18 protein-coding genes and 1 pseudogene are annotated in these 20,292 nt (G+C 44.9%); 7 read left to right on the top strand and 12 right to left on the bottom strand.

The annotated features are described in order from the left end of the window. Positions 1 to 170: 170 nt before the first annotated feature. From QUB56_RS09680 to QUB56_RS09670, 3 genes are all read right to left on the bottom strand, one after another. Positions 171 to 683: an LptA/OstA family protein gene (locus QUB56_RS09680; RefSeq protein ID WP_332954935.1), complete on the bottom strand. Its 513-nt coding sequence runs from the start codon at positions 681 to 683 to the stop codon at positions 171 to 173. Between the two features lie 413 nt (positions 684 to 1,096). Further along, positions 1,097 to 1,498, bottom strand: a complete 402-nt coding sequence (locus QUB56_RS09675; RefSeq protein ID WP_332954934.1) for a DUF309 domain-containing protein — start codon at positions 1,496 to 1,498, stop codon at positions 1,097 to 1,099. Between the two features lie 147 nt (positions 1,499 to 1,645). Then, entirely contained in the window at positions 1,646 to 2,008 is a 363-nt protein-coding gene (locus QUB56_RS09670) for a ferredoxin thioredoxin reductase catalytic beta subunit (RefSeq protein WP_332954933.1), read from the bottom strand. A 300-nt stretch (positions 2,009 to 2,308) separates the two neighbouring features. On the opposite strand from QUB56_RS09670, the gene cas6 reads away from it, so the two are divergent. Further along, on the top strand, positions 2,309 to 3,439 hold the full coding sequence (cas6, locus tag QUB56_RS09665; RefSeq protein WP_332954932.1) for a CRISPR-associated endoribonuclease Cas6: 1,131 nt from the start codon (positions 2,309 to 2,311) through the stop codon (positions 3,437 to 3,439). A gap of 175 nt (positions 3,440 to 3,614) precedes the next feature. On the opposite strand, the gene QUB56_RS09660 is transcribed toward cas6, so the two are convergent. After that, entirely contained in the window at positions 3,615 to 5,051 is a 1,437-nt protein-coding gene (locus QUB56_RS09660; RefSeq protein ID WP_332954931.1) for a DUF2079 domain-containing protein, read from the bottom strand. Positions 5,052 to 5,060: 9 nt separating this feature from the next. Continuing rightward, positions 5,061 to 6,671, bottom strand: a complete 1,611-nt coding sequence (locus QUB56_RS09655) for a DUF2079 domain-containing protein (RefSeq protein WP_332954991.1) — start codon at positions 6,669 to 6,671, stop codon at positions 5,061 to 5,063. Positions 6,672 to 6,798: 127 nt separating this feature from the next. Between QUB56_RS09655 and dxr the strand changes: the two genes are divergently transcribed. Further along, positions 6,799 to 7,989, top strand: coding sequence for a 1-deoxy-D-xylulose-5-phosphate reductoisomerase (dxr, locus tag QUB56_RS09650; RefSeq protein ID WP_332954930.1), 1,191 nt, complete (start codon positions 6,799 to 6,801; stop codon positions 7,987 to 7,989). Positions 7,990 to 8,217: 228 nt separating this feature from the next. On the opposite strand, the gene QUB56_RS09645 is transcribed toward dxr, so the two are convergent. Further along, the gene (locus QUB56_RS09645) at positions 8,218 to 8,730 is read right to left on the bottom strand and encodes a phosphoribosyltransferase family protein (RefSeq protein ID WP_332954929.1); all 513 of its coding nucleotides are present in this window, start codon (positions 8,728 to 8,730) and stop codon (positions 8,218 to 8,220) included. Positions 8,731 to 8,784: 54 nt separating this feature from the next. Between QUB56_RS09645 and QUB56_RS09640 the strand changes: the two genes are divergently transcribed. Further along, positions 8,785 to 9,534: a pentapeptide repeat-containing protein gene (locus QUB56_RS09640; RefSeq protein WP_332954928.1), complete on the top strand. Its 750-nt coding sequence runs from the start codon at positions 8,785 to 8,787 to the stop codon at positions 9,532 to 9,534. Between the two features lie 362 nt (positions 9,535 to 9,896). Here QUB56_RS09640 and QUB56_RS09635 read toward each other — a convergent pair whose 3' ends face one another. The 3 genes from QUB56_RS09635 to QUB56_RS09625 all read right to left on the bottom strand — a co-directional run bounded on the left by QUB56_RS09635 (position 9,897) and on the right by QUB56_RS09625 (position 11,532). After that, entirely contained in the window at positions 9,897 to 10,097 is a 201-nt protein-coding gene (locus QUB56_RS09635; protein WP_332954927.1) for a hypothetical protein, read from the bottom strand. 916 nt (positions 10,098 to 11,013) lie between these two features. Next, the gene (locus QUB56_RS09630; RefSeq protein ID WP_332954926.1) at positions 11,014 to 11,211 is read right to left on the bottom strand and encodes a hypothetical protein; all 198 of its coding nucleotides are present in this window, start codon (positions 11,209 to 11,211) and stop codon (positions 11,014 to 11,016) included. 132 nt (positions 11,212 to 11,343) lie between these two features. Then, on the bottom strand, positions 11,344 to 11,532 hold the full coding sequence (locus tag QUB56_RS09625; RefSeq protein WP_332954925.1) for a hypothetical protein: 189 nt from the start codon (positions 11,530 to 11,532) through the stop codon (positions 11,344 to 11,346). Between the two features lie 1,153 nt (positions 11,533 to 12,685). Here QUB56_RS09625 and QUB56_RS09620 point away from each other — a divergent pair. Both QUB56_RS09620 and QUB56_RS09615 read left to right on the top strand, forming a co-directional pair. Beyond that, positions 12,686 to 12,880, top strand: coding sequence for a hypothetical protein (locus QUB56_RS09620; protein ID WP_332954924.1), 195 nt, complete (start codon positions 12,686 to 12,688; stop codon positions 12,878 to 12,880). Beyond that, positions 12,864 to 13,052, top strand: coding sequence for a hypothetical protein (locus QUB56_RS09615; protein ID WP_332954923.1), 189 nt, complete (start codon positions 12,864 to 12,866; stop codon positions 13,050 to 13,052). Before QUB56_RS09620 ends, QUB56_RS09615 begins: the two co-directional genes overlap by 17 nt. Before the next feature lie 273 nt (positions 13,053 to 13,325). Here QUB56_RS09615 and QUB56_RS09610 read toward each other — a convergent pair. From QUB56_RS09610 to QUB56_RS09600, 3 genes and pseudogenes are all read right to left on the bottom strand, one after another. Next, a pseudogene (locus QUB56_RS09610) lies at positions 13,326 to 13,616 on the bottom strand (transposase); the annotation flags it as partial. Between the two features lie 848 nt (positions 13,617 to 14,464). Beyond that, a complete protein-coding gene (locus QUB56_RS09605; RefSeq protein WP_332954922.1) occupies positions 14,465 to 14,644 on the bottom strand; it encodes a hypothetical protein in 180 nt (59 codons plus the stop codon). 423 nt (positions 14,645 to 15,067) lie between these two features. Then, positions 15,068 to 15,238 (bottom strand): hypothetical protein, encoded by a 171-nt coding sequence (locus QUB56_RS09600; RefSeq protein ID WP_332954921.1) that lies wholly within the window; start codon positions 15,236 to 15,238, stop codon positions 15,068 to 15,070. Positions 15,239 to 16,034: 796 nt separating this feature from the next. Between QUB56_RS09600 and QUB56_RS09595 the strand changes: the two genes are divergently transcribed. After that, the gene (locus tag QUB56_RS09595; RefSeq protein ID WP_332954920.1) at positions 16,035 to 16,898 is read left to right on the top strand and encodes a calcium-binding protein; all 864 of its coding nucleotides are present in this window, start codon (positions 16,035 to 16,037) and stop codon (positions 16,896 to 16,898) included. A 542-nt stretch (positions 16,899 to 17,440) separates the two neighbouring features. Then, the gene (locus QUB56_RS09590; protein ID WP_332954919.1) at positions 17,441 to 20,272 is read left to right on the top strand and encodes a tetratricopeptide repeat protein; all 2,832 of its coding nucleotides are present in this window, start codon (positions 17,441 to 17,443) and stop codon (positions 20,270 to 20,272) included. Positions 20,273 to 20,292 lie beyond the last annotated feature (20 nt).

The raw sequence follows: 20,292 nt of genomic DNA, 5'->3' as shown, positions 1-20,292 counted from the left end.
TGTGGGGATTCCCGTCTGGTTAGCTAAATTTCAGACTGCAGCTTTGTGCGATCGAGTCTCAAGTTGATATTTTACAATCTCCAATTTTTTATTTATAAAAGAGGAAATTTCGCATCTATCCCAAGTAGTATGTTTTTACAGATGCGAAATTTCGCTGCCACCAGCTATTTTTACCTGGGAGCTGTTGGGGGGCTTGCGGGCGGTTTAACAGCGGGCTGAGGATTTACTGGGGGACGTTGGGAGCCAACTGCATTTTGGGCTGCCGCATCTTGTTCTGGGGCAACCAGATAGACCGATTCTACCTGTCCTGGGTTGTCCGGCAGGGCAATAAACCGCCCTTCGTCGATGAGGTATGTTATGGTTTCGCCCCGCAGGCTGTTGCCCTGCTGCAATACGTAAACATCTCCGCTGAGAATGATCCGGCGCTCGCGGCTGAAGTATTGAGCTTGAGCTGCGGTTGCTTGTATTTGGCGGGCTGGATAGTTGATTTGGACGTTGCCGCGGGCTGTCACGATGCCGGTTTTGGAGTCGGCTTCTTGAATGTCCGATCGCACGCTGAGAGTGCGGGGCGGTCCGGCTTGCGGGTAGGTAGGAGAGGCGATCGCGCCTGCCAGAGTCAGGGGCAACAGCAGCGATAATCCTTTAAATATTCGGGAATTGAGCAGTTTAGCGGAGGGCATCATAAGCTTGGAGCCTCAAAATTTTTGAAATTGCTGAAGGGCATTATTTCCACTTAGGTATTTTATCTTAACGGTCAGAAAGATTTTCGTGAGGTCGATTTATTGACCCGAGAGTCTCAACCAATTATCGTAGCAAGACAACCGCGAATTTTATTGGCTGTTTTGCTGAGTGGCTGGAACTGTGTTGACCGAGAACGGGCAAGATGCTAGTTCCACAGCAAATCAATCTGCTTGTCCAGCGGGCAAGAAAGCCAGCCATCCTCTGTGTAGAGGCAAAGTCTGCTGCCCACTCTAATACAAACATTTATTTAACTTTTTGGTACTTTGATAAGGAGCGCGAATTAAATAACTTACAATTTTAATTATTATTGTGGGATGGGCGTCCCGCCCGTCCCACTTTCAAGAGTGGAAGTTATTTAATTCTCATTCCTAATTTGTGGCAATTGCAAGCCTGCAACTTCTGTACCTGCGAACAACGGCACAAATTCTACTACTTTTTCCGGGCCCGCTTGTTGCAAAGCGCTCAAAAGTTTAGCACTTTGTCCGAGCAAGTCTTCAACGGCAATTCCGGCATAACTGGGCTGATAATAACTGAGCCGATTTATTCCTTCTCCTAGCAAGATTACGGCACCGCGCCAGTTGTGATTTCCTAAGTGATAAAGCGCGACGGCAATTTGCAATATTCCCTGATAAAACCTTTTTTCCGGCTCGCCGGCCTCCATCCACAAAGCCTCTAAAGTATCGTGACAAGCGTAAAATTCTTGGCTGTTAAACTGTTCGATACCTTGCCAAAAGTCGAGCGGCATTTCCTCTGTCATTCGATTGGAGATTGGGGATTTTTGATTGCCGATGTGTGTTTGAGTAGGCGGCGATCGATTTTTTTAAAATAGCTAAGTCTTAAAAATAGGAAAACTAACGACCTGTTTTCAAAACTATTGCCATTTCACGACCGCCTACTTAACCGATTACATAGTGTCTCTGACAGCTTGAATCTGATCCATTCCTATTTCCTGACTAGTTCCAGCGAAATCGTTATCTGGCGTCAGAAATAACATACAGTGACACTCTTTGCGCTCGCGCATGGGAATGCAGGGACAGTTCCAGTAGGCGGCTTTTACTTCGGCTTCTTTATCTTCGTAATGGCGACAAGGGCATAAGGGAGCGCCTAGTTCATCCTTGTGTTTTGCTAGTCCTTCTATCACGACAGCAGTGACGGAAGGCTCGGAACAAAAGTATGTTCCCGTGCGCTTGGCGTAGGTTTCGGAGAAATTCTTCATCGCCTCCAAAGTTTTTTCGTTGGAAAGTTTAGATTTTTCTGTTGTGTTCATAGTTAAGGATCGGAGTTGAGGATGCTACGAGCTTTTAATAATTGTAGCGCAGTATGTGATTTTAAACACTTGTATATTTCTGTTTACTTACAAGGAGGAAAACCTTGACAAAGATTGAGTTTTAGGTTGTTGGTTTTTTAGTGGTTTTTGTCTATCCCGGAGGGTGCGGGAAACTGGCGGCAGACCCGGTTTTTGAAGCAGCCCAAAGATTTGGGCGATTGAGGACCCCCAACAATCATCCCCCAAAGGGGATAAAAATCGGATAAGATAGCACAGCCCTGTCCCTGTTAGTGGCATCTGATGGCAACTTCCCCGAACCGTACCAGCACCCGCGATCGAAAATCTCTTCCGTCTGGGCTGATTTGGCCGGCTGACACCGAGTTAGTCGGATTAGTGTTTGAATTGACTCCCGGCACTGCTAGCTATCTGTACGCGCAGTATGCTATAGGTTTGCACGCTTGGTTTTTAGGTCAAGTACACCAAACTGACCCGGATTTATCGAAACTTTTGCACGATGAACAGTCAGAAAAAGCCTTTACTATTTCGGGATTGGAAGGTGATTTGCTCCCCGGTGGCAAAGAATTTCAGCTTTTGGGCGATCGAATTTATCGCTGGTACGTAACAGGACTTTCAAAACCAGTAGTGCAGTGGCTGAGTCAGTGGCTGCAAAATTTGCCCGAAGAGATAGATTTGCGAAATGCTCCGCTGCTAATTCGCTCTTGGGATATTGCTTTTGCTCCCACAACTTACCAGCAATTATTAATCGCAGGACCCCCATTGTCGCCCACCATCAAACTTAGTTTTGTGACTCCTACAAGCTTCCGTAGCAAAGGCCATCACTTCCCTTTGCCAGTTCCCGAAAAAGTTTTTCACAGCTATTTGCGCCGCTGGAATAACTTTTCGGGGGCAAATTTTGACCAAGCAGAATTTTTGAATTGGATTGATGAAAATGCAATTATTAGCCGCCACAAATTGGAGTCGCAAAAGGTAGCCGCGGGCAAAAAAGGCATGGTAACGGGATTCACTGGGGCTGTGGAATTTGGGCTAGGGCGATCGGCTCACAATCGCCCTGATTTTGTACAATTATTTTATGCTTTGGGACGGTTAGCGCCTTATTGCGGCACTGGCCACAAAACAACTTTTGGATTGGGACAAACGCGATCGCAATGGTTGACAGAAGCGCTACCTGAAGTGTCGATACAAAGCGTATTAGCGGCGCGAATAGATGAATTGACACAGAAGTTTATGGCACAAAGAAAGCGTACAGGTGGAAGTCGCGCTGCTGAGATTGCTGAAACTTGGGCGACGATTTTGGCGCGCCGGGAATTGGGGGAATCTTTATTTGATATTGCTGCTGATTTGGAAATGCCTTATGAAACAGTGAAAACTTACGTGAAGTTGGCAAGAAGGGCTTTGAAAGTGGAGGATTAGCACGAATTTGTTGAGTGTTGACTGTTGACTGTTGACTGTTGACTGTTGAATGATGAGTGATGAGTGATGAGTGATGACTACTGACTACTGACTAATGACTGATGACTGCTGACTGTTGAATGATGAGTGATGAGTGATGACTGCTGACTACTGACTAATGACTGATGACTGCTGACTAATGACTCTTAGTAAATAGATATATGTCGTCTCGCTGATATTTTAGTTGAAATTGAGGGGTGTTTTTTAATTTAGTTACTAGGTTTTTTACAAATTCTCGATCGCTCATCCAGCCAGGATATCTGAGGTTGAGCAATACATAATCAAATTCTGCGAGATTTGCGGGCGGCGCCTGAGCCTGAGTTAATTTTACTACAGGGCGGTGCGCTAAGTGCGGAGCAATCTGAGCAGTTGTTAAAACACTACCTTTTGTGTTGACGAGAGCGATGGCTTCTCTGGTAGCGGGCAAAGTGTCGCTCCCATTCAAATAAATAGTCCAAAAATAGCCGTATTTCGCTAAAGCTAAAAAAGCAATCAACGACCAAATTACAATGACTCTAGGCCGTGGGTAATTAGGAAGTGGCAATCTATCAAATATTGTCTTTCCCTTTTGCTGATTGCTAGCTGCTAAACTAGAAATTACGGCAACCACCAAAAACGGCAATATCGGCACAGAATATTGATGAATTAAATCCCGCTGAGCGGGGATATCGGAAAGAATATTCATCGCCAACATCGGCACAGCACTAATTAAAGATGACAGATGAGGCGGGGACAGCCACCAAATTACTGGTAATAGCAATAACGCTAAATATTCAAAAGTATCTAAAGAAAACAAACGCTCTAAAACTAGATTTGGTTTCACTATTAAATTAATAGCAATTTCAAAAACCGAGTTGCCTAAATATTGATATCGCCCGATTCCCGCGTGTTCTCTTCCCTGATTAAAATACGGTATAACTGCCTGAGTAGCTACCAGGAACCAACCCGCGCCTAGAAATAGAGCTATGAGTCCACAATTGCGTTTTTTATCAAAACACAACAGCCACAAACCCATCGCAGCCACAGTTAAAGATAGCACGGCTTTGCAGCTCAAAACTAATACAATAGCAGCACAAAACCACAATGTTTTATTCAGCCTAGCGGCTAAGATTGCTGCTAGCAGTGCTGGTAAAGCAATTACTTCTGGGTGGAAGTCGAAGAGATTGACATTAAAGACTGCGGGATAAAGCAGATATACGGCTGAAATTGCAATTGCTTTTCGTTCGTTTAATCCGGCTTGACGTGCCAAACTCCAAGTGGGCCAAGCACCTAAAGCTAGGGAAACAGCTTGCACTAATAAAAGCCAGTGAACATCGGGATATATTTTGTAAAGTAAAGCTAGTGGATAGAAAATAAAAGCGGCGTGATCGCCCCAAATATTTATTGCCATTAAAGAGGAAAATGGCGTTTGATTTTGGGAGATTAAATAAATTGCTTGGTCAAAAATTGCTAAGTCGAATGCAGTTGACTGAAACAAAGCGTGCCGCGCGCTGCTGGCGGTTAATAAGACTGTCGTTGTCACGACAATCATTAAAAATACTGGATGAGATTTTAGGGATTTTAAAGTTACCATTTTAGTGGTTTAATCAGCGATTCGTTTAAATAGCAGAACTTGGTTTTTTTGATAAGTTAATTTAAAATCTGGAGAGTTTTTAAGTTGATTTGCTAAGGTATCACCAATTTTTTCACTATCAGGCCAGGGATGCCGCAGGTTTAATAATATGTATTGAAAATCAGCTAAATTTGTTTGGGGCGAAATTTGTGAAAGCAATTTTACTATTGGGCGGTGGGCAAAGTGAGGGGCAAGTCTATTATCTGTTAAAATACTGCTTTGGGGTTGAACTTGTGCGACTGCTTCGCGTGTAGCTTGCCAGGTATCTAGTCTATTTAGGTACAGATAAAAATCTTTATATTCGCCCAGAAATAGGAAAATTATTAACGACCAAATTATCATAACCCTCGGCAATTGAATTCCCTGCCTGAGTTGAGCAATTTGGAAATTTTTAAAGGGTAAATTTGCAATTTTGCTCGAGGGGAACTTTGGCACATTTACCGATGTTAAAAGTTGGTTATTTGCTTTATCCTCTTCCTTGTTTTCTCTTATTTCTTCCCTCTTTCTTGTTTCTTCTTTTGCGATAACTGCTAACAATAAAAATGGAATTACAGGCAGTGAATACTGATAGGCTAAGCTGCGTTGAAATGGCAAGTCAGAGAGGATATTGATGAGCAGGGTAGGGATGGCAGGAATTAGTGCTGTTAGATATTGTATCCGTAGTTTGCCCGAGAATGGCAATAGCAGCCAAATCACAGGTAAGGTGAGGAGAAATAAATATTTGAATGTATCGAATGAAAGGAGTTTTCCTAAGACTAACTGTGGTTTTAATATGAGATTGATGATGATTTCGAGTACGGATTTGCCTAAATAGCTGTACCGCCCGACTCCAGCGACTTCGCTGCCGCTAAAGAATGGGATAATTTTCTGGGAAGCTATCAAAAACCAAGCTGCACCCAGCAAAAGTGCGATCGCCCCACACCGTTGCTTTTTTTCGCAAAAAAACAGCCATAAACCTATCGCAGCAACGGTTAGAGACAAAACCGCCTTGCAACTCAAAACTAACAGAATAGCGGTACAAAACCACACAATTTTATTTAAACGCGCCGCCAAAATTGCGGCTAAAAGTGCGGGTAAAGCGATTACTTCCGGGTGAAAATCAAATAAATTGATGTTAAATACCACCGGATAGAGCAAATAAATCAATGCGATCGCACGGGATTGTTCTTGATTTAAACCTGCCAAACGCGCTAAACTCCAGCTAGGCCAAGCGCCCAGGGATAATGCAACTGCTTGTACCAACAGCAGCCAATGCACATCCGGGGAAATTTTGTACAGCCAAGCTAGGGGATAATAGATTACCGCTGCGTGATCGCCCAAAATATGAATCCCCATTAAAGAAGAAAAAGGCGTTTGGTTTTGGCTGATTAAGTAAATTGCTTGGTCAAAAATTCCCAAATCGAAAGCAGTTGATTGGAATAAAGCGTGCCGTAAACTGCTACACAAAAAGAAAATTGCTGCAGCTGTAGCGATCGCCCAAACCAAACTCGACGGTAGCTGCGATCGACCTTCCTCTCTATTTTCGGCGATCGAGACACTGATGTCCTCACGGTCATCAGCAAAATTTTCCCTATTCTGCATGAAATCTGGCACCTTGTGGTCACTCAAAATATGATTCCGTCGAATGTGCTTTCCACGCAATAGTTAACGACTAATTTTCATCCCCGCAATCGTAATATTAGAATAATCCACAAAACATTAAAAAATTGTGAAAGCACTAACTCTTCTCGGATCTACAGGCTCGATCGGCACTCAGACTCTGGATATTGTAGCTCAATACCCCGAGCAATTTAGGATTGTCGGGTTAACCGCGGGACAAAATGTAACGTTGCTGGCCCAGCAAATTCGCCAGTTTAGACCGGAGATTGTCGCGATTTGCAACGAAGATAAATTACAGGAATTGAAGGAGGCGATCGCAGATCTCGACCCTCAACCTATTTTACTTGCTGGCGAGTCAGGCGTTGTCGAAGTTGCCAAATATGGCGACGCTCAAGCCGTCGTCAGTGGCATAGTTGGCTGTGCTGGTTTGCTGCCAACAATTGCGGCTATCAAAGCAGGCAAAGATATTGCCTTAGCCAATAAAGAAACATTAATCGCAGGGGGCCCCGTTGTCAACCCCTTAATCGAAAAATACGGCGTTAAACTCTTACCGGCCGACTCAGAACATTCAGCAATTTTTCAGTGTCTGCAAGGCTTACCTGCTGGAGGGTTGCGGCGAATTATTCTCACTGCTTCGGGGGGTTCTTTTCGAGATTGGCCCAGCGACCAATTAGCAGCAGTAACAGTAGCCGAGGCTTTGAAACATCCGAATTGGTCGATGGGACCGAAAATCACGATCGATTCTGCTACTTTGATGAATAAAGGATTAGAAGTAATTGAGGCTCATTACTTGTTCGGGATGGATTATGACGACATTGATATTGTCATCCATCCTCAGAGCATAATTCACTCGTTAATTGAGTTGCAAGATACTTCGGTTTTGGCGCAATTGGGCTGGCCGGATATGCGGTTGCCGCTGCTTTATGCTTTGTCTTGGCCGGAGCGAATTCATACAGATTGGGAACGGCTGGATTTGGTAAAAGCTGGGGATTTGACTTTCCGAGAACCCGACCACAAAAAGTATCCTTGTATGCAGTTGGCTTATGCGGCGGGACGTGCGGGCGGTTCGATGCCTGCGGTCCTGAATGCGGCAAATGAACAGGCGGTAGCGCTGTTTTTGGAGGAGAAGATTCAGTTTTTGGATATTCCGAAGTTGATTGAGAAGGCCTGCGACAAACATCAAGCCGATAACTGTGAAAGCCCTGGTTTAGACGATATTTTGGCGGCGGACCGGTGGGCGCGGCAGGAAGTTTTGGCAGAGACTATGGAATTGGGCGATCGTATTCTTTCGGTTCGCTAATGGTATCAGCCGACTTGCACTTACCCACAAGCCCGCCGGGGAATTAATTCCCCGTCTCATAGCTAAAGTCGGTTCAAACCGACTGCCCAACCTTAATCAATATTCAGTTTTCTTGGAGAGGACTTTAGCTATGAGACAGGGGTTCCCCCCCCTGACGGACTCGGCCAAAAATTGCAAAATATCGGCAAAACCCTATAAAAAATTGACCTGGTTGTAGTCTTTTATTGACTAACTCCCAACTTGTGTAGCAAAATCAGCCGCACTCATCTTTTCGTACATTTCAAAAGGTTGGTGAATCCAAGGATTGTCAGCCAAATAATCTACATAATAATCCGGCTTTGCAACAGAACAAGCTTTGTACCAGACTACAGCAGTCCGAATTTCCTGAATATCCTCGCCGTAGCGACTCTTCAGCCAAGCGATACCTCGATCCAAACTAATTCCCGAATCCACCAAATCGTCAACCAGGACAATGTGGCTGCCCAAATTATCGCCCACCATTGTCAAATCGCGGGCGAACTCGATCGCACCCCGGAATTTTCCCTCTGCCCCACCATAGGACGAGGCCGCTAAAATCGCCAGAGGTTTGTCGAAAATCCGCGACAGAGTATCCCCAACCCGCAGCCCTCCCCTCGCCAGACAGACAATTCGATCGAATTTCCACTGAGATTTATCAATTTTTACAGCCAAATCCTCAATTTTTCGATGGTATTCAGACCAAGAAACGTAAAGGTCGCTCATGCCTAATATTATTGAAATATCAAAGGTATTATTAAATATTTTGGGGGAAATGACATGGATGCAGATGAACTTCTCAGACGGTATGCAGCCGGAGAACGGGTTTTTCACAAAGTAGACCTGAGCGGTGTCCATATGTCAAGGACAAATTTGCGCGATATTGACCTGAGTCAATCTAGTTTAAAGGGTGCCAGTGCGGTGGGTCTCACCCTCTACAGAGCCAATCTGTATCAAGCAGATATCAGCGAAGCCAACCTCTCCCAAGCCAACCTCATGTCGGCTAATTTTGGCGAATGCGAGGCGGTGGGAACAAACTTGAGCGGAGCCATCTTGCGGAGTGTCTTGCTCAGCGGGGCTGATTTAACGGGGGCGAGTCTCAGGGGTGCAGACATGAGAGATGCAAACCTTCAGCGGGCAATTTTGATTCAAGTTTATGCAGTTAACGCTAACTTGCAAGGTGCAAACTTGACAGAAGTAAAACTTTGTTCCATCAACCTGAGCAAAGCAAATTTAACCGACGCGAACTTAACACAAGCTGACCTCAGCCATGCTAACCTAACTCAAGCAAATCTGAGTTGGGCAAATTTGACGGAAGCAAATCTCGAAAAAGCGGATTTGAAGGGTGCCGATTTGAGCGGAGCTAACTTGAGCTGTGCAAATCTCCATCTAGCTGATTTGAGCGGAGTTTCTCTCAAGGGAGCAAATCTCCGGGGTGCAAACTTGCATCAAGCTTCTTTGCGCGGGACAAATCTGAATGAAGCGAATCTGAGAGAGGCGATGATGCCTGACGGTCAAATCTCTGCCTAAATAAGCTTGCCACATAGAAGTTAAAACTGCAGGGTGCTTGTGGCGCACCCTACATTTAGGCTAAGGCCTAATTTTATTAAGAGAATTTAATTCTGCGTTCATCGGACCGGGCCCAAAAATCGATACAAGCCCCGGACTCCTGTGGTGGAGAGGCAAAAATTTTAGACTCTTGTTCAATATCCCCGATTCATCTGTGGAGTAAATCTCAAATCTCAAATTGTTCGAGTGAGCGCGACTTGACGGCTCGACGCTCGCGTGACTCGACGCTTGCGCTCGCCGAAGCCTCACGCGGAAGCCTAAAATCTAAAATCGACTGACAGTTCTTGTAGAGAGGAGCGACAAAAAAATATTTGGGCGAGAATTTAATCTACAACTTTCAGCCAGCCCCGGCGAACGGCGTGGAGCAAGCGGTTGATGGCTGTTTGATCTTCTTCGGTAAGAGAGTCACTTAACAGCGCTGTCTTGAGCTGTTGTCGGTGAGTGGGAGTCAGCAGACCTGAGTGATATACCTGAAAGACTAACTCTGCAATAGTAAATTGAGGTAAAAATGTTTGGGTGATCATAGGTTTTTTTGTTTGAACTCACTTTTGATAGTATTGACTTATTTTTCCACTATTTATGTGATTCAACTACGCGAGGAAATGTGATCGATTGGGTTTTGATTAGTGATTTGTGTCAGCGGGGCTTGGGGAGCGGATTTTTCCTCGATCGCCCTGCAACTCGAAACACAAACCCTGTCCAGATTCCTCGCTTTTGGCAATTCCCAAATCTCTACTTTTTGTTAAGAGACTGTGACAAATAAATTAAGATGTATCTATTTATAGATTACTACTGAATTCTAGGTATATCGCTAGGCTTAATTCAACGTAAAGGTTTTACGGTGTTTAGAAACCTGCTTTTACGTGCATTTACCTGGTTTCTTGATGTGGGGATTTTTCCGTGTATCTACTTAATTACGCCCAAAGACGGATACAAGTTTCAGACAGGAGTCGCCATCCGTCCAAAATTTTAGGCCCTAGTTCAAGCTCCCAGATTCATCTATAGAGTAAATCTCAAATCTCAACTCTAAAATCTCCACTCTAAAATCTCCACTCTCAAATCTCAAATCTCAAATCTCAACTCTAAAATCTCCACTCTCAAATCTCAAATCTCAAATCTCAACTCTAAAATCTCCACTCTCAAATCTCAAATCTCCACTCTCAAATCTCAAATCTCCACTCTCAAATCTCAAATCTCCACTCTCAAATCTCAAATCTCAAATCTCAACTCTAAAATCTCAAATCTAAAATCTCAAATCGACTGGCTGCTTCAAATCCCAAATCCCGGCTTCTTCAAGAAACCGGGTTCGAGCTTTTCGATCGCAGTAAAATTTTTTTTGAGAGGGTTAATGGAGCGACCTACTCACTTCAATCTGATTGTTGGCAAAGCTTGACAGGAGAGAAAGTAAAAATACCGATCTCAACTTCCTGTGTGAGGGGACTAATCGGAAATCCTGACCCATCCGCGGCGGATGGCGTGAAGCAGGCGGTTGGCTGCATCTCGGGCGTCTTCGCTGAGAGCGCTTTCTCCGAGTGCGCGCAGTCCGTAGCTTTCAGTGCGAGTCAGATTGCCTGAATGGGTGACTTGATAGAACAGTTCAGCGATCGCGCGATCGGATTTTAAAGTCAGAGCTTCCATGAAATCTTGTTGAACTCGACTATTCTAATATCGAGCATTTGAGGACAGAGTAGGGTGATTGCACTCGACTAAGCTGTGTGATTGTTCTTAGCTCGATTTGTGACCGAAGTCTGCGAGTATACCTCTGTTAAATCACAGAGAACCAAAGACCTCGATCACATAAGCTGTCATTGCGGTGGTAGCCTCAAGGTTTGACGAAATCTCGAAAACTTCTGAGCGCAAGACTTTGAGCGCCCCGCGCCGCAGATACTGCGGGAGTGCGTCCGCTCGACATCCCAGGCTCTGAACTCCCAGAGGTGTGAAACTTTGGGTTTTAGACATTTGCAACTTGCACCCCAGGGTCTAAAGTTGCGATCGGCGATCCCAACGCTGAGTTACAATAATTATCAAGACTTCTATCTCCTCTATAGGCAGGCAGGTAAAAAAATGATAATGATTATCTACTTTTCGATTGCCTTAATCGTTTTTCTTGTTTGGTTCAAAATTTTTTGGAACGATACTGCGACATCTAAAAATGACTTGATATCTTGGATAGCCTTAGTAATCGGTCCTCTGGTTTGGCCTGTTGTTCTGCCCCTATCCATTTGGCAAATTACCAGCAAAAAGTCTGTTGTACAACCAGCTACATGCGAGCAAAACTTCTCATAAATTGTTCAAGTAACTAGCTTACACACAGTCGTTTATCTCATCCTAAATTATCCGGGTGCATCTATCATCGCAGCGAGTTAATCATCTTGTTTCATTGTAAAAAAATGCAGCTATAAGGTAGACTTAAATATAATTATTTCTGAATCATAAAACTGTATTTTTTTACCAATCTAAAATTCGGTCTTCTGCTTTTTAATACCGCCCAAATACAAATACAAGTTTCCGACAAAAGTCGCCAGCAGCCCCAAATTTTAGACTCTTGTTCAAGCTCCCAGATTCATCTGTGGAGTACATCTCAAATCTCAACTCCTTCGACGACTCGCGCGACTCCACGGCTCGCGATCGCTGAACGTCTGGGCCCGAAGTCTCAAATCGACTGACCCCTACTTTTCTTCTGTCACCTCGTGATTTAATGGTGTCACGAGGGTCAAAATTGTCAGAACCCAAGTGTCAGACCCAAATTGTCGGACAGCGACCGCAACATTTTATTACTCAAAAATTACCGGCAACCTCAACCAAGCTCAAAATAAATATGCAAAGTAAGACGGCCTGTTGCTTGGGAAAGTATAACTTCAGACATATTTTAGCCTGCCGCTGAGCAACTTAAGAATTTTTATTACCTCCGGTCACTGCGCACCCTTAATAGAATTTGGGAAAATCCTTGTTTGGCGTTGAAAAACAACTAGGCTCCTTGCCCTACAACCTTTTCCAGCTCGATTTCTTCAAATTGTAGCAGATCTTAACAGGCAATTGTAAAGTTTTTTTGCGCCCAAATTGCCTAACTCTTACCACAGTTAGATAGACAATCAAAGGCAGAGAATGCAATATGAAACAGGCAACAAAAACTGTTTCAACTCTCAAGTACGACTTATTTGGGGCGATCGGGCATCAGGAGTGTATAACGCAAGCGAAATTTTTAGAGGTGCTGGATGTTGGGGAACTTCTCAAAAAAAGTGTCGTCACTGTACCCAAATTTGCTATTTGCATAAAAAGTAGGAGTAAAAATGAACGAAGTGTCTGAGAAACCAATTTATAGAATTCTTAATCTAGTGTCGCTGCTAGCGCTGGCCTACTATGCAGCTACTTCCATCAATTATATTTTCCAGAGCGACGAGTACCTCTATAGGTACGACAGCCAGAGCAATTTCAGCGGGTCAACAGCGCAACTAAAAGCACACCATCGGACTAATTAGTAGAGCTTTTCTATGAAGGCAGAACCAAAAGTCCGGGAGATTGCTAATCGTTAGTGAGCAGCTCGAAGTTAACAATTAGCAATAAAATATTGGCGGAGAAGTTAATATTTTAACTTCCAGCTATTTGCCATATAATCTACCACAAAAATTAACAATTTAATTGGCTCTAAAAATAGACCACCGCGCTCAAACCAGTTCAAAGCATTTTCATCAGTAATAGCATTAATAGCTTTAGTAATCGCTTCATCAAGAACATTTGAAGTTCAAGCTGCTTCATAAGGGAGAATTACTTGGATTTTTGACCAATACAACTCGATGGGAAATAAATCCGGCGAATGGGGAGATAAGAATTTCACTCTCTTCTCCGACAGATTCAATCCTACTTTCGAGGGCTTCGGCATGATGAACAGATAAATTATCTATAACTACAATTGCGCCAACCCATAACTGCTGCAGTAAGATTTTCTCAAGGTAAGCTAAAAAACTAGGCGTCTTTAGACCACCGGCTAAAGTCATATCGGTTATTAAACCCTCATCACTCATTACCCCAACTAAAGTGACATTTTTTTCCGGATTTCCTGGTCGCTCATCCTAGACTCGTTCTCCTCCTTTACATCTGCCATACCTTCACACCTGTGGCTAGATGTACACCAGTCTCATCGATTAATACAATGTTTCTTGCATCTATACTATCTAGCCAAATCCTCCATTCATACCGCCGCTTTTGAACTTTTTCAGAGAGCTGTTAACTGGCTATAAAACTTTTTTTTGCGCCCTAATTTTAGTCGATTGAGCTAGCGATATAAACTAGATTCACTAACTTCTAGACCTGGGGGGTCTAAAAGGGAGCCTTGAGGTCCTCGCAGATGTATATCATTTTTATCCTTTACAAGTTTTTGTAATAATTGTTCGTCTTTTCCTTTAATCTTAGAACGACGAGTTCGCCTTTGCGACTTCGCTGCTATCTCCCCTGCCTCTCGATACCGACGCAGAAAGTTGCATAGGAATGCCAAGCTGACTTTAATTAGTGCTGGGCGTGGCGGTCACAGGAGTAAGTGTTCTTGAACATGAAGCGAGTAAACAGGTTCTCTCTTTCGGTCTACCAGATGGGACAAAGGGTTTCACGGGTCTATTCGATCTGGGTCGATGGGGTGACAGCGACCATCCGTTTTTCAAATCGGTGATGGATAACTGGGGATCGATGATTCAGGTGGTTTTATGATTGCAACAGACCAAGGCTTTGTTTTACTGAAAAAAAGATCGGTGGTTGAACAAACTTTTGGTGGGATCAATTGGTATCGAGGCTTGAGCAAGGATGATCGGTTCCATGATTCGGCTTATCGTCAGGCGATTAGCCTAAATTGGTATCCTTTGCCACTTTTCATACAGCCTCTGAGGTTGGCTGTAAATTATCAAATCAATACTTCGGACTGTTGCATTACCCAGGTATCGGTAGCTAGAAACCCGGTTTCTACAAGTTTTGCGTTTGGTAACGATAAATCTCCCAAGCAACCGGGTTTAGCTTTTGCCACGAGTCCGCACAATTGAATGTAGGTATTGAGTTTGTAGTCTTTGTTGTCCTGTGCAAGCATATTGGCCTGGAACCATGATTTTCCTGTTGGCAATCCACAACTGTCGGAAGTATCGATCGAATCTAATTATATAAAAACTTACGGAGGCTCGGGGCAGGGCGATCGCATATTTTTGTTTTTGACACTGTCTCCGGAACCAACAGACAATTAATACGATTTGAGATTCTCGATTTGAGGTTTGAGATGGGGAATGATTGATAACGGGGTTTGGATCACGGGCCTGCTGTTACATTCTGTTTATAAACTGGTACCTGATGCGCTGCAGCTTATTCTCAGCTTTGACCCCGCCCAAAAACGGATACTTGTGAACGACAGGAGTTGCCCGAAGCCCAAAATTTTAGATCCTAGTTCCAGTTCCCAGATTCATCTGTGGACTCAATCTAAAATCTCAAATCTCAAATCTAAAATCGACTGACTGTACCGTCACAAATCTACCGACCCACCGTTCATCCCAACTTCAGAAAACAAGCGCTGCATTGTCAGATTGTCGGGATGGATGCGGCTCATGGGAACCCAAATGACGGATTTTGGTTGAGAAACTGGATTTTTTAGCCAAAATCCTGCGTTGAACGCGAGGGATTTCGGTGGAAACATCAAGGTGATGAGCCTCAAGAGTCCGTCCGGGACTGTGTTGGGACGCACTTTTGATTGAATGCAGGCTCGAGCTGGCGCGGGCTTCCTTTGAAAGCCCGCTAAAAAATTTTGATTTCTGGGGAACTATTGGCGAAAACCAAAAGTCTTGTCAACAAAAGTGTACTGAAAAACCGCAACTAAAGTTCCAGCCCCATTGCGGGCGATCGAACTTCCCGGCGATCGACAGTGCCAGCGGGCCCGGTGCTATTTCTCAATCTTGAGAGCATACTCCGATTAAAAAGGGTTTATGTGTATTTCCCGGCTATTGTTTTAAAAATGACTAGCCGCATCGAAGCTCGGTATGGTACACTCACAAACGTTTAGCTGAAATATTTTGGTGTTATAGGAGGGAGGGAGTGGTGGAGTCGAGAGTCCAAAGCAGGAAACAACCGATATTTGCTGCTCAAGGAAGACAGAATTCCACTCGCGATCCCGGTCTCCTTACGGACAATTTAAATTACATGACAACTTATGGCAGCCGGGTCAATTAGGGTCTCAACCGATGTCCGGTTTCATGGGCTAAAAGCTTCAAAAAAAATAGTTGTACATTTGTACTCATTTGAAAAATAGGGTGCTGCTCCACCCGAATTTACGCCTGTGGACAAGTAGGAGCCTACTCCCTTGGTAGAAGCAGGAAGCAGACCATCTGGAAACTACTTCTAGTTGAATGGTGGAGCTTATATAAGCTTAGCCAGGTTTTGTATAGCAGACAAAAGTGTATTGTAGAAAAATGATTCATCTTTTAGGAGGAGTGTAAATGACACAGGTAACAAATCCAACACAACCAGCAAGTTCACTATCTGGAGGTGTAGGTGGCGGTGGCTTTACTGTTATCGGCACCCAAGGCGACAGCAGGTTGAACGGCGGCGGCGGCAACGATATCATCCAGACTTTTGCGGGCGCTGATGTCATCGCTGGTGGCAGTGGCAACGACCTGATTATTACCGACGGCGGCAATGACACTATCGGCGGCGGCGACGGCAACGATACCATCCTTTCCGGCAGCAGCAACGATGTGGTCGCTGGCGGCACCGGCGATGACTTCATCTTTGGCGGTAAAGGTGATGACCTCGTAGACGGCGGCGATGGCAATGACTTAATTTCGGGCGACAGAGGCAACGACACCGTACTCGGCGGATCGGGGAGCGATACAGTCTTTGGCGGCCAAGGCAGGGATATTGTCGACGGCGGCGACGGCAACGACAGCCTGTTCGGCGGTAAAGACAACGATACTGTCAATGGCGGTTCGGGCAATGACTTTATCTCTGGCGACAGAGGAAGTGATGTGCTTACGGGCGGTGCTGGCAGCGATACGTTCTACTTCTTCTCCAGCGGTGGCGATTATGGGGTAGACACGATCACTGACTTTACCCCAGGCGAAGATAAGATCCGCTTGAAGCAGGGCGGTGTGTTCGCTGGTTTGGGCAGCACGTTCGAGGCGAGCGAGTTTGTTGTCGTTTCTGGTTTCAACGCAGCCACCCCAGGCTCGACCACGACGAACAAGTTGATCTACGACCCAACAAACGGTGCGTTGTACTTCAACGGCAGCAACGGAGTGCTAACTGTTGCTCAGTTGCAGCCTAACCTGACAATTACCTCGAACAGCTTCGAGCTGTTCTAAAACAACTGGCAGTTGTGGGGCAGCACCGGATAACATCTGGGGCTGTTCTCACACTGAAAGTCTTGGAAGCTTTCAACTTCATTCTGCCTGCGGCGGAGCGAAGTTGAAAGCTTTAATGTAGAGACAGAATTTACGCAGGCGGAGCCAGAAACCCGGTTTCTTGGTAAATACTTCGCTAGAAAACCTAAGATACAGCAGATTCCAGGTTAATTAAGTACACCTCAGAAAGCTGGAGGGCGCGCGCTATTGGCACCGCCCCGGAGCGAAACCAGTTTTTTGTACTTCATTTACCAGCAAAAGTGCGGTATCTCGTAGAAACGGGGTTTATGAGGCTGGAGTCTCAGAAGCAAAAGAAAGTAGGAAGTAAAAGGCGGGGATTGGTGTGAACTTAAGGTCAAAGGTAAAAATTTTAACAATTTATTAGTGAAATTAATCGATCGCCCGATCGCCTAAAATATAAATAGTCGGAAAATATCAAACTTTCAAATTAAAATTTATCGGGTTTACTGAAGCGGTAAAGTAACCGCAACTGCTGGCGATCAATGAACACTCAAGAATATATCCGGCAAGCCCAAGTTTATTTGAACAGGGGGAAGTTAACTGAGGCGCTCGATTTTTGTAAAAGGGCGATCGAACTTCAACCATTTTCGCCCTCGGCTTACACGACTTTAGGCGAAATTCTGGAAGCGAGCGGCGATCCGACGGCGGCAAGAGACGCTTTTGTGCAAGCTTTGGAGATTTCGCCCCAGTTTTTTCTGGCTCATGCTTATTTGGGTCAACTTTACAGCGAGTATTGCTGGCTGGATGAGGCGGTTTTTCATTACCGGCAAGCTCTGGATTTGAAACCAGACTGGCCGGGACTTCATTATAACTTGGGAAATGTTTTTCACAAGCAGGGTAATTTGTTGGGGGCGATCGACTGTTACCGAAAGGCGATCGCTCTTAACCCCAATTATCTACTTGCTTTCTACAATCTGGCTGTGGTTTTAGATGAAAATAATCAGCTCCAAGCGGCAATTGATACCTACCGACAGGTGATTGCCAAACAGCCGGATTACGTGGAAGCTTACAGCAATTTGGGTGTGATTTTGCTCAAGGACGATCGCGCTGCTGAGGCCCTCGAGGTTTACCAGCGGGCGCTCGAGATTAAGCCAGATTGGGCGACGCTGCACAATAATTTGGGTCAAGCGTTGCTCAATAAAAACCCCGAGCGGGCGATCGCATCTTACCTCACAGCTATTGAGTTGGAGCCGGACATGGTTTTGGCTCACTACAATCTGGGGAAAGCGTGGCAAATACAGGGAGAACATTCGGCGGCGGTTGCTTGTTTCGATCGCGCGATCGAGCTGAATCCCGAACATATTTCGGGCTATACAGATGCCGGGTTTTCTTTGATGGTTTTGGGCAAAATTGCTGACGCCATGCCTTATTTTAAGCGGGCGATAGCTCTGAAGCCCGATTTTGTTGAGGCTTACTGCCGTTTGGGAAAAAGCCGCAGAGTTGCTGATGTAGAAGATGATGAATTGTCAAGGGCGATCGCTGCGTGCGATCGATTTCTCACAGCATTGATGGGAAGTTCGGCAACGGATCGTATAACGGATGTTACGGATGTCACCGATGTCACGGATGTCACAGATTTTAGGGATTTAAAAATAAAGAAAAAAGAGGGTGCGGCTAGATATCTGTCAAGTGCAGAGCGCGAATTGCCTGTTGCTGAAATCTGCGATAATTTAGCCGAAATTTACTTGCATTTGGGAAATGCTTTAACAGAGTACGGCGGACACGAATCGGCCGCCGCTTATTATCAAAAAGCTTTGCAAATTCAGCCACAAAATGCAGAGATTTACTGGCGGGTGGGAAATTCCTTAGCCCAGCAACATCGGTTCATTGCAGCAATTGCAGTTTACCGCATGGCGTTGACGATTCAACCTGCTTTACCGCAGGTTTATTTTGAGTTGGCAAAACTGCTGGAAAAACAGGGACGCTGGGAACGGGCGATCGATTATTATCAAAAGGTTTTAGAGTTGCAATTGCACGGGTACGGGGAGCAGAAAGAGTGGAATAAACATAGTTTTATCTCGCCAGACCGCAATTCTCTAGCACCTCCTCGCGCTATTTATTTATCGAGTTGGGATTGGCTGGTTAATGCTAAGTTGGATGCGGGCAATTATGTGGAAATAGTTTGGAAATCTGCTCCAGAATCCTGTACCGCAAATATTCAACAATCCCAATTTTCGCTAACAAATTCGCAAGGGGGAAATACCGATTGTACAGGTTTAACTTGCGGGCTGTGTTTGCAGAGGATTTCTAAGTGGTTCGATCCGGTGCATTTGGGTTGGGGAGTTTGCCGTTTGTCAAACTTGCAGCCGCTACCTGTGGAGTCACCAAAGACTTTTGTGGCACAGATTCCCAACGGGCGAGTTTGGATTGTTCCGCAGGAAAATTATTGGCTGATTTGCAAGGCGATCGCTGTAATTACTCCTGACAATTATTTGTTGGCTGATGTGTCGAGAGATTATCCGGGGTTTTTACCTGGATGTGAAAAGCATGATGTTAGAAAACACAGCGTTTTTAAGTTAGAATCATTTCCTGATTTAAAGCAAATTGACGGCAGCGTGGCGGTGCTTTCTGGTTTGTCGGGAAATGTCTATTTTCACTGGATGGTTGATGTTTTGCCGAGGATAGAATTGCTGAGGCTCAGCGGTAAGGATTGGGCGGAGATTGATTGGTTTTTGGTGAATAGTTGTCAGCACCAATTTCAGCGGGAAAGTCTAAGAATTCTGGGCATTCCCGAAGAGAAAGTCTTGGAGAGCGATCGCTTGCCTCACATTCAAGCAACGGAGTTAATTGTGCCGTCTTTTGCGGGATATTTGGGCTGGCCTCCTGGGTGGGCGATGGATTTTTTGAGGCGCGAGTTTCTCAAGGGAATTATACCTAGTTCGAGCTATCCAAAACGCATTTATATCAGCCGCAGCAAAGCGAGATACCGACGAGTTTTGAACGAGGAAGATGTGGTTGAGGTTTTGGAGCAATTTGGCTTTGTTTCTATTTTGCCGGAGTCGATGTCTTTGGTTGAGCAAATTGCTCATTTTTACCACGCTGAGGTGATAGTTGCTGCCCACGGCAGCGGCTTGACAAATACGATTTTTTGTCGCCAAGGAACTAAAGTAATTGAGTTGGTGTCGCCTCACTATATCAGCCATTATTACTGGGGAAGCAGTCAATATTTGCAGTTGGAACATTACTTTTTAGCGGGGGAGGCTTTTGAATGCTATCCTATTAGACAGTTGATGTATCAGAATTCCCTGACTGAGGATATTTTGGTGAACTTGAGTTCGCTCAAAAGGATGGTTGAAGTGGTGGGTTTGGGTTAGTTGGCGTCTGGAGTAAGTTT

Source organism: Microcoleus sp. AR_TQ3_B6 (assembly GCF_036702785.1).
In the GTDB taxonomy this organism is placed as follows: Bacteria; Cyanobacteriota; Cyanobacteriia; order Cyanobacteriales; family Microcoleaceae; genus Microcoleus.
Note: the sequence above shows the minus strand (reverse complement) of the source record. Positions and strands in the feature narration are given on the sequence as shown.